This window comes from Fibrobacter sp. (assembly GCA_012523595.1).
GTDB lineage: Bacteria > Fibrobacterota > Chitinivibrionia > Chitinivibrionales > Chitinispirillaceae > JAAYIG01.
Genome location: JAAYIG010000028.1, coordinates 1 through 8,861 on the forward strand (window position 1 = coordinate 1; position 8,861 = coordinate 8,861).

At 42.2% G+C, this 8,861-nt stretch carries 15 protein-coding genes; all 15 read left to right on the top strand.

Translation table 11 applies throughout. From position 1 onward, the window contains the following. Positions 1-26: 26 nt before the first annotated feature. Genes GX089_01250 through GX089_01320 form a run of 15 tightly spaced genes read left to right on the top strand, consistent with a single transcriptional unit; the run spans position 27 to position 8,669 of the window. On the top strand, positions 27-938 hold the full coding sequence (locus GX089_01250) for a DUF89 family protein (GenBank protein NLP01099.1): 912 nt from the start codon (positions 27-29) through the stop codon (positions 936-938). A gap of 1 nt (position 939) precedes the next feature. Further along, positions 940-1,101, top strand: coding sequence for a hypothetical protein (locus GX089_01255; GenBank protein NLP01100.1), 162 nt, complete (start codon positions 940-942; stop codon positions 1,099-1,101). A gap of 11 nt (positions 1,102-1,112) precedes the next feature. Continuing rightward, positions 1,113-1,379 carry a zinc ribbon domain-containing protein gene (locus GX089_01260; protein NLP01101.1) on the top strand — a complete coding sequence of 89 codons (267 nt, stop codon included), beginning with the start codon at positions 1,113-1,115 and terminating at the stop codon, positions 1,377-1,379. 57 nt (positions 1,380-1,436) lie between these two features. Next, on the top strand, positions 1,437-1,604 hold the full coding sequence (locus tag GX089_01265; GenBank protein NLP01102.1) for a 4Fe-4S binding protein: 168 nt from the start codon (positions 1,437-1,439) through the stop codon (positions 1,602-1,604). 30 nt (positions 1,605-1,634) lie between these two features. Continuing rightward, complete coding sequence (locus GX089_01270) at positions 1,635-1,964, top strand: hypothetical protein (protein ID NLP01103.1); 330 nt, start codon at positions 1,635-1,637, stop codon at positions 1,962-1,964. After that, positions 1,961-2,470, top strand: a complete 510-nt coding sequence (gene tsaA / locus GX089_01275) for a tRNA (N6-threonylcarbamoyladenosine(37)-N6)-methyltransferase TrmO (GenBank protein NLP01104.1) — start codon at positions 1,961-1,963, stop codon at positions 2,468-2,470. Before GX089_01270 ends, tsaA begins: the two co-directional genes overlap by 4 nt. Then, complete coding sequence (locus tag GX089_01280; protein NLP01105.1) at positions 2,467-3,315, top strand: P-loop NTPase; 849 nt, start codon at positions 2,467-2,469, stop codon at positions 3,313-3,315. Before tsaA ends, GX089_01280 begins: the two co-directional genes overlap by 4 nt. Then, positions 3,312-4,250, top strand: coding sequence for a 4Fe-4S binding protein (locus GX089_01285; protein NLP01106.1), 939 nt, complete (start codon positions 3,312-3,314; stop codon positions 4,248-4,250). The genes GX089_01280 and GX089_01285 overlap by 4 nt, the downstream gene beginning before the upstream one ends. Next, a complete protein-coding gene (locus tag GX089_01290) occupies positions 4,234-4,620 on the top strand; it encodes an iron-sulfur cluster assembly scaffold protein (GenBank protein NLP01107.1) in 387 nt (128 codons plus the stop codon). Before GX089_01285 ends, GX089_01290 begins: the two co-directional genes overlap by 17 nt. 11 nt (positions 4,621-4,631) lie before the next feature. Then, the gene (locus tag GX089_01295) at positions 4,632-5,324 is read left to right on the top strand and encodes a thiamine diphosphokinase (GenBank protein ID NLP01108.1); all 693 of its coding nucleotides are present in this window, start codon (positions 4,632-4,634) and stop codon (positions 5,322-5,324) included. Then, positions 5,321-6,070, top strand: a complete 750-nt coding sequence (locus GX089_01300) for a ZIP family metal transporter (GenBank protein ID NLP01109.1) — start codon at positions 5,321-5,323, stop codon at positions 6,068-6,070. Before GX089_01295 ends, GX089_01300 begins: the two co-directional genes overlap by 4 nt. Then, the gene (locus GX089_01305) at positions 6,067-6,753 is read left to right on the top strand and encodes a class I SAM-dependent methyltransferase (GenBank protein ID NLP01110.1); all 687 of its coding nucleotides are present in this window, start codon (positions 6,067-6,069) and stop codon (positions 6,751-6,753) included. The genes GX089_01300 and GX089_01305 overlap by 4 nt, the downstream gene beginning before the upstream one ends. Continuing rightward, a complete protein-coding gene (locus GX089_01310; protein NLP01111.1) occupies positions 6,750-7,019 on the top strand; it encodes a hypothetical protein in 270 nt (89 codons plus the stop codon). The genes GX089_01305 and GX089_01310 overlap by 4 nt, the downstream gene beginning before the upstream one ends. Then, positions 7,016-7,792 carry an HD domain-containing protein gene (locus GX089_01315; protein NLP01112.1) on the top strand — a complete coding sequence of 259 codons (777 nt, stop codon included), beginning with the start codon at positions 7,016-7,018 and terminating at the stop codon, positions 7,790-7,792. The genes GX089_01310 and GX089_01315 overlap by 4 nt, the downstream gene beginning before the upstream one ends. A 37-nt stretch (positions 7,793-7,829) precedes the next feature. Beyond that, complete coding sequence (locus tag GX089_01320; protein ID NLP01113.1) at positions 7,830-8,669, top strand: MBL fold metallo-hydrolase; 840 nt, start codon at positions 7,830-7,832, stop codon at positions 8,667-8,669. Positions 8,670-8,861 lie beyond the last annotated feature (192 nt).

An 8,861-nucleotide genomic window follows, 5' to 3' on the forward strand; every position in this document is an offset into this window, starting at 1 on the left:
AAAAACAGATTGCTGAAAGAATTGTGATGAGAACCTGTTTTGAATGTCTTCCATGCTTTGTTAATCAGGCACTGGGGGCATTGGAGAACTGCGATGCAACCAAAGATCAGAAAACGAAAACCATGCGGTCAGTTTTCTGTGAGTTGGCAGACATCGATTACGATGCGACACCTCCCGTTACTGCACAAAAAATCAATCGCATGATTTCAAGGGCAGTTGGTGTTAAAGACTTGTATGCTCATCAAAAGCAGCATTTTAATCGGTTTGCAGTTGAATTGTTGGAATCTTTAAAAAAAACACTCGATTCACAACAAGACATTTTTTCTATAAAAGTAAAATTGGCAATTGCTGCTAACATAATAGATTTCGGAAAATACAATAATCTGAATGAAAACGATGTGCTATTCTCGTTTGAAAAGGCGAAGGAAGTTCCCCTTGATTCGGTAGCATTGGCAGGCCTTAAGGAATCCATACATGATGCGGATAGCATTCTCTTTTTATGTGATAATGCAGGCGAAATAGTGTTCGATCGATTTCTGATAGAGGAGATGCCTTTTAAAAAGGTAATCTGTGCAGTCAGAGGTGCACCGGTAATTAATGATGCAACGTTAGATGATGCTCATGCGACAAGGCTCACTGAGATCGTGAGAGTCATATCGAACGGTTCTGATGCTCCGGGGACGGTTCTGGAAGATTGTTCTCCGGAATTCAGGCAGACTTTTGATGGAGCGGATGTCATCATAGCCAAGGGACAAGGCAACTTCGAAACATTAAGCTGTATTACCAACAAGAAAATTTATTTCCTCTTTCAAGTGAAGTGCCCTGTAGTCGGACGTGATACCGGATATCCTGTAGGATCGTTTCTCATACTGGATAATCAATCACGAAACAACAGTGGAGTAATAGAAGGTTCAAGATTAAATAAAATGGAGCTATGAAATGGCTAACGGACAAGGAATAGGAAGAATGGGTGGCGGAGGAGCGGGGCCTGGTGGTGAATGTGTATGTCAGGCATGTGGTCATCGTGAACCACATCAGCAAGGACAGCCTTGCAATCAGAAGAAATGTCCAAAATGCGGGCAGACAATGAGTCGTGGATAAGGAATGTTTCTATGCCCACCTATGAATACAAATGCAAATCATGTGGAAAGGTATTTCAAAAATTTCAAAGCATGACTGAAGCGCCATTGGCCGAATGCCCGACTTGCAAAGGATCGGTTGAGAGAATTGTAGGTACGGATGGTGGGTTGATTTTCAAGGGTGCCGGTTTCCACCGTAACAATTATCCAAGTACGCAAAGTTCCAGTTCACGTTGTGGAAGGGAAACACCGTGTTGCGGCAGGGATTCATTCTGTGGAAGTCCGAAATGCGAGACATGAAGGAAATCAGTTAGAATGCTGGATGATAATTTAAAATAGAATTAAGGAGGCAAAAGTATGGCTGTAAAAGTAGATAAAGAAAAGTGTACAGGCTGTGCTGCTTGCAAATCAGCTTGCCCGATGGATGCAATTGAGATGAAAAACGGGAAAGCCCACATCAATGAATCGTGCGTAGAATGCGGAGCTTGTTTGTCGAATTGTCCGCAAGGTGCTTTGAGTTTATAGTTCGTGGATGCAATATTAAGGAGGATACTTATGCCTTTACGTGATGGGACAGGGCCACTGGGGCTGGGGCCAGGATCTGGACGTAGAAACGACAACTGTTACGCAGGTTTCGGATATCGGAACATTTCGCGTGGAATATTTCACGGAAGACAAGGGCGGCTGCTCAGTATTGGTGTGCCACTTGTTGCAGCGATTCTGCGTGATTTGTTGAATCCATCTGGCGTGATTCGTCGGATCCCACAGTTAGCATCAGTTTTTAAGATTAAAGATTATGCTTATAGGAACATACGCGATGCACAATATAGCGAAATCAATTCACAATCTGTTCTTATGTCATCTAAAAAGAAGGCCTTTCAATGAGTATGCTGTATGTCAAACCTATTGGCTTTATAAGAAGTGAGCACAAAAAAGCCGAAGATACCCCGATTCAACCGGTTTATGCTGAAGAATGTAAGGGCAGGGTGGAAGTATTTCCCGAGTATGAAGAAGGTCTTACTGATATTGAAGGTTTTTCGCATATAATTCTGCTCTACTGGCTGCACAAAGCTGGAGCGGCGAAGATGCTTGTAAAGCCATTCCTTGTGGATGAACAGCATGGTGTGTTTGCCACCCGATCACCATGTCGCCCCAATCCTATCGGATTGTCAATAGTTCGACTTATAAAAAGAGCTGGCCCCATCTTGACCATTGAGGGAGTGGATGTTCTTGATGGCACGCCAGTGCTGGATATCAAACCCTATTCGAGTCGTTTTGATTGTTTTCCTGATGCTCATAATGGCTGGCAGGAAGCGATCAGCTCAGAGGAAGCTAACAGAAGAGGAAAAAGGGGATATCGCGGAAGTGGAGGAAAGGAAAATGTTTCATGAAAATAGCAGTTGCCAGCGGTAAGGGTGGAACAGGAAAGACGACCATTTCAACGAATCTCGCTCTTTACGTAGCCGGGCAGGGATATGATACTGTTTACTTTGACTGTGATGTCGAGGAACCCAATGGTCATCTGTTTCTCAGACCGGTTATCACAAAAAAGGAAGCCTCTTCGATTCCAGTCCCAGTGATAGATGAATCAAAATGCTGTGCTTGCGGGGAATGTGTCAGGTTTTGTGAATATAAAGCGTTAGTGAGACTTGGAAAAATCGTTATGGTATTTCCAGAGCTCTGCCATGGATGTGGTGGTTGTACGATAGGCTGCCCTAATCATGCGATACAGGAACAAGAGCGCGAAATTGGGATAATTGAAGCAGGTCAATCAGGGAAAGTCGGATTTGTACATGGCCGAATGAATATCGGCGAAGCAATGAGTCCTCCACTTATAAGAGATGTTCTTCAGCAGATTCCCAACAAAGAGGTAAATATTATCGATGCTCCGCCGGGTACTTCTTGCCCGGTAATCGCTTCGATTAGGGATACAGATTTTGTAGTCCTTGTTACTGAGCCAACACCGTTTGGACTCAATGACCTGGGGTTGGCACTCGATATGATCAGAGAACTTGGTATTCCGCATGGTGTCGTTGTCAACCGTGCGGAAGATGGGAACCGGGACGCGGAAAGTTTCTGTGAAAAGCGGCAGGTAGAGATTTTGGCGCAAATTGCCGATGATCGAAGGATTGCCGAATGCTATTCAAAAGGAGAATTGATTCTGATAGGTGTTCCGGGTGTACAAAAAAGATTCGAAGAACTTTGGCAAGCCATCCGAAAGCGACTTATGGCATGAAAGAGATTGTTATTATTAGTGGTAAAGGCGGAACCGGGAAAACGAGCATCACTGCTTCTTTTGCGTCGTTTGCAGCGACAAAAGCTGTGCTTGCAGATTGTGATGTTGATGCTGCCGATCTTCATCTGATCCTCAAACCTGTCATTAGAAATCGAACCGAATTCCGCAGCGGGTACAAGGCAACTATTAAGCTGGACAAGTGTACTGGCTGTGGAAAATGTCTCGAGCTGTGCCGATTCGAAGCGGTGCGTGATGTAACAACCTGGGACAAATTACCCGGCATCATTTATACAATTGATCCTGTTGCATGTGAAGGATGCGGTGTGTGCGTGCGATTTTGTCCTTCCCAGGCTATCGACTTCAACGAAGAAATTTGCGGAGAATGGTTTATCTCCGATACTCGCTTTGGACCGATGGTTCATGCAAAACTTGGCATAGCATCAGAGAACTCCGGAAAATTAGTGACACTTGTTAGAAAAGAAGCCAGACGGATTGCGCAAGAGAAAGGTGCAGAGTATGTGCTGATAGATGGTTCTCCCGGAATTGGATGCCCGGTAATTGCATCGCTTACTGCAGCAAGTCTTGCCCTGATCGTTACAGAACCAACGGTATCAGGTGTTCATGACCTGAGAAGAATCGCAATGTTGACAAAAAAAATGGGGATACCGGCAATGGTTTGCATCAATAAATGGGATATAAACCAATCCATCACAGAAGAGATCAGACAAATTACCGATTCGCTGGGATTGCAATTTGCAGGGCTGTTGCGATATGACAAGGCAGTCACTGCATCCCAAAGACAGCAAAAGACTCTGCCTGAATACAGCTCAGAAGGTGTTGTCAGGGATGTAATGAATGTATGGGAGTGTGTTGTAGGCGCAGCAGAACAGAAAGGTTTTAAAAAAGGAATAGATCACAATGGCAACGAACATTAATGACACTCATGAAGATTCATCAAATCTTATCGAACCAGATAATATGAGACGAATGAATGATCCTGACGGTGCTGCATATATCGAAGGGATCTGCGGTGATTCTATGGAAATGTACATTGTTGTAGATAATGATATTATCTCAGAGGCTACATTTTTCACCGATGGTTGCGATTCATCGCGGTTATGCGGTGCAACCGCTGCAGGGCTAGCCAAAGAGAAATCAATCAAAGATGTCCTACGCTTGTCACCAGCAGATGTGATTGATACTTTGGGAGAAATACCTGGTGGTAATGTCCATTGTGCCATACTTGCCGTGAGCACGCTTCATCGGGCACTTGCAGAATATCTTTTAAAGACACAGAAAGGGTAGTCAGACAAAGTATGAATGCATGCATTTTTGCCAACGGTGAACTCGATTTTCAGCATATTCTAGCTTACAATACAGGTGATTGCATATCATGTAACTGTATTATTGCAGCCGATGGTGGTGCCAGGCATTGTTGTAAACTTGGTATCAAGCCGGATCTTATAATAGGTGACATGGACTCTATCGATTCTTTGACAGAACTGACATTTGCTGGAATCACTAAAATTTCATTACCACGAGAAAAAAATTTAACAGACACTGAATGTGCCATCAAAGAAGCATTGAAACGCAAGTATTCTCAGGTGACAATTTTGGGTGGCATTGGTGGAAGGATTGACCACACCATTGGCAATATAGTCCTTGTCGTAAAGTATGCCGGAAAAGTCGCTCTTGTAACGAAAGATGGATTATTGATCGGGCTTAGCTCATCGCATGCGTGCAAATTGAACGGTCCTGTAGGTTCGATTGTTTCAATGGTTCCATGGGGAGAAGTTGCAAAAGTTCAGACTAGTGGCTTGAAATATCCGATAAATAATGAAGTTCTCAAAATCGGATCCAGAGGCATAAGCAACGAAATTTCTGGGAGCCCATCGTCAATTTATGTTTCTAGTGGAACAATACTTCTCTTTATTGAGAAAAGCATTCGATTTTGTTTTAATCATCATGACACACGCTGTTCAAATTCTAAAGGGAATGAGCATGGATGAAAATTTTTTTTCTAATCCTGATGTTCGTTTTAATTGGAAGCGTTGTATCAGTTTTATTTGCTTCTGTTTTCCTGCTTGTTTCTTCCGCGATTCGGCAGAAGATCATTCCTGCTCTTGTCAGCTATGCCGCAGGGACACTTCTTGGTGCTGCTTTTATCAGCATGCTTCCGAAAGCCATTACATTGAGTGCTTCCCCCGCCAATGTTATGACAACTTTATTGACTGGCATTGTTGTTTTTTTCGTACTCGAAAAGTTTGTTTTATGGCGTCACTGTCACAAGCCTGATTGCGAAGTACATAATGCAGCCGGACCAATTATTCTCTTTGGAGATGCGTTGCATAATTTCATTGATGGAATTGTAATTGCCAATACATTCATTGTTTCAATTCCGGCAGGAATAGCCGCATCAATAGCCGTAATTGCCCACGAAGTACCACAGGAAATTGGTGATTTTGCGTTGCTGATAAATTACGGGTATACCCGAAGAAAAGCATTTATTTACAATTTAATATCAAGCGCAACGGCCATTCTTGGTGCGGTTGTCGGTTTTTTTGCACTGAAATCCTTTCAGAGCTTTGTACCTTATGTACTTACCTTTTCGGCTGCAAGCTTCGTGTACATCGCATTGGCAGACATACTGCCTGGTTTAAACAGAAAATCCGATTTCATTTCGAGTGCTATTCAGTTTACTCTGATGTTTGTCGGTATAGCAACAATAATTCTCATTAAAAGTGTGAGCCATTGATGAAAGGTCAATCGCGATTTGATTTCAATCAGGCTGCAGCCGTTTATGATGAATGGTTTACAACCTCAATGGGCAGATACTACGATCTTGTGGAGAAAAGAGCGATAAACCGAGTCTTGAAAAACATATCAGGGAAAAAGCTGTTGGAAATAGGATGCGGAACAGGGCACTGGAGCAAATACTTTTCTGCACATGGATTTTCTGTTGTTGGTGTAGATATTTCATTTGAAATGCTGAAGAGAACTTTGCGTAAAAGAATTCCAAAAGCTGAATTTGTTCAATGTGATGCTTGTCATTTATCGCTGCGCGATAATATGTTCGATATCGCAGTTTTGATCACAACCATAGAGTTTATTGAAATGCCACATATTGCAATCAAGGAAGCTGTTCGATGCTTAAAAAAGCCGGGAGGTTGTCTGATGGTTTGTACATTGAATGCCGAATCCAAACTTAATAAGCGAAGGTTAGCAAAGAACGAAGTCCCATACCATAAAGCCTCCATGTTATCCACAAAAAATCTTAAGTATCTTCTTACACCTTATGGGAAACCGACGATATACACCTGTGCTTTCTCATTTAATCCCACCAGGCCGATCCCGGTTATTGACCCGATTTTTGACTCAGTCGCAAAAACATTCAAACTGCAATCTGGCGATATTATAATAGGAGAGGTTAAACTATGAACATACAAGCTGAAGTAAGTTATTATCCTCTAGGAAGAACCGATTTCAATAACTGTATTAATAAGTTTTGCAGAATTATTTCTAACAAAGAATTGATTGCTGAAACCAACACCATGAGTACTGTCATCATCGGTGATACATCCAATGTAATGCATTCGCTTGCAGAAGCGATAGAGGCAGTTGCTCATCAGTCAAAATTTGTGGTTGTATGCAAGATTAGTAATGCATGTCCCCTGGAACATGAAGGAGGTAGACGGAAATTATGATACAGGAAGCCGATTTACTTTATTTCAAAAACTGGTTCGAGATGTATATCAAGCAATTCTGTACTGGAGTTGAACGAATCGATACTGCAATTTGTTTAAAGGTAAGGCATACAAAAGATGTTGTGCGGGAAATACTGGATATCGCTGACACACTGCAGCTTGACGCAGAACAACACTGTCTGGCAGAAATTGTCGCAACACTCCATGATATAGGTCGTTTTGAACAGTACATGAGGTATCACACCTATTCAGACCAAAGATCCGAAGATCATGCAAAATTGGGACTGGAAGTAATGTCTCAAACCGGCGTGATCAACAGGCTATCAAAGGATGAGCAGGAACTTGTCAGAAATGTAGTGTATTACCATAATCGGGCTTCTTTGCCCCATAGCGATGATCAGAAATTTCTTCTGATTCTTAAATTGCTTAGAGATGCCGATAAGATTAATATTCTTCAGGTGGTAACTGAACACTATGCAGGAATAAACCGGAATAACGCAATTAACCTGGGGCTTCCAGATACACCTGAAATATCGGAAAAAATCGTTCAGTGCATTCTTGGGAAAAAAATAGCAAATGTTAAAGATATGAGAACTGTCAACGATTTCAAACTTTTGCAGGTCAGTTGGGTGTTCGATATCAATTTCCCAAGGACATATCAAATTTTCAAACAGCGTAGTTATATCGATAAGTTATCTTCAGCGCTGCCACAAACAGAAATAGTGAAACATGCTATTGAATCGGCAAACAGTTTTTTATTACAAAATGCATAACTGGAAAGTAGACTAAGAACAGGTTGAAACATAGAACATGATCTCTAATCTTAGCATTACAATAATTGTAGACAATGTGTCAGATACTTCAGAGTTGAAATCTGAGCATGGTTTATCAATCTGGGTAGAGGCCGATGACAGAAGAATTCTTTTCGATACAGGCCAGAGCGACATTCTCATTCATAATACTAAACGGCTTGGAATCGATTTGGCAACTGCAGACACACTCATTCTTTCGCATGGACATTATGATCACACAGGAGGTGTCGAGCCAGTAATAGTCAGGAATTCATCGATCGCTATCTACTGCAATTCAGGTGTTTTTATTCCTCGATACAGCCGTCAATCAGATGGCAGAATGAAGCCAATTGGAATCACCAGGAAATCATCAGAAGCGCTCCACAAAATTTGGGACAATATTCATTGGGTCGATAGACCATTAATGCTGGCGGATGATATCGGAATTACCGGACCAATTCCTCGGGTAACTGATTTTGAGGATACCGGGGGTAATTTCTTTAATGACCTTGAAGGGGTAAAACCTGATCCAGTCAGCGATGATCTTGCGGTATGGGTACAAACATCAAGGGGATTATGTGTACTTACCGGGTGTTGTCATTCTGGGCTGGTTAACACTCTCCAGTATATTTCATCACTGACCGGCCAAACTCCTGTTCATTCTATTATTGGAGGATTTCATCTGCTTAATACCTCATCAGAGCGAATGGAAAACACCTGTGCCTGTTTACATGATTTCAATGTCAATCGGATCGTTCCATGCCATTGCACTGGAGAGAAAGCAGTGGGGTATCTTCGATCGCAATTCAATGACAGGGTTAAACCCGGTAGTGCAGGAAGTAACGTCATCATTTGTTGAGAGAAAATTTTGGCCGCAGTGCTGTTGAAAAAAGCAAAAAATTAGTCTATCCCTGTTTTTACTTTCTTTTATAAGCGCTTAAATAGATTGGGGACGGACTATCTTTTTCCTTTTATCACCAAACATTCGTCATCTGTTTTTCTGTGGATGCTATTGTAATTCATTATCGGTAGCCATCGGACTGCTATAGGT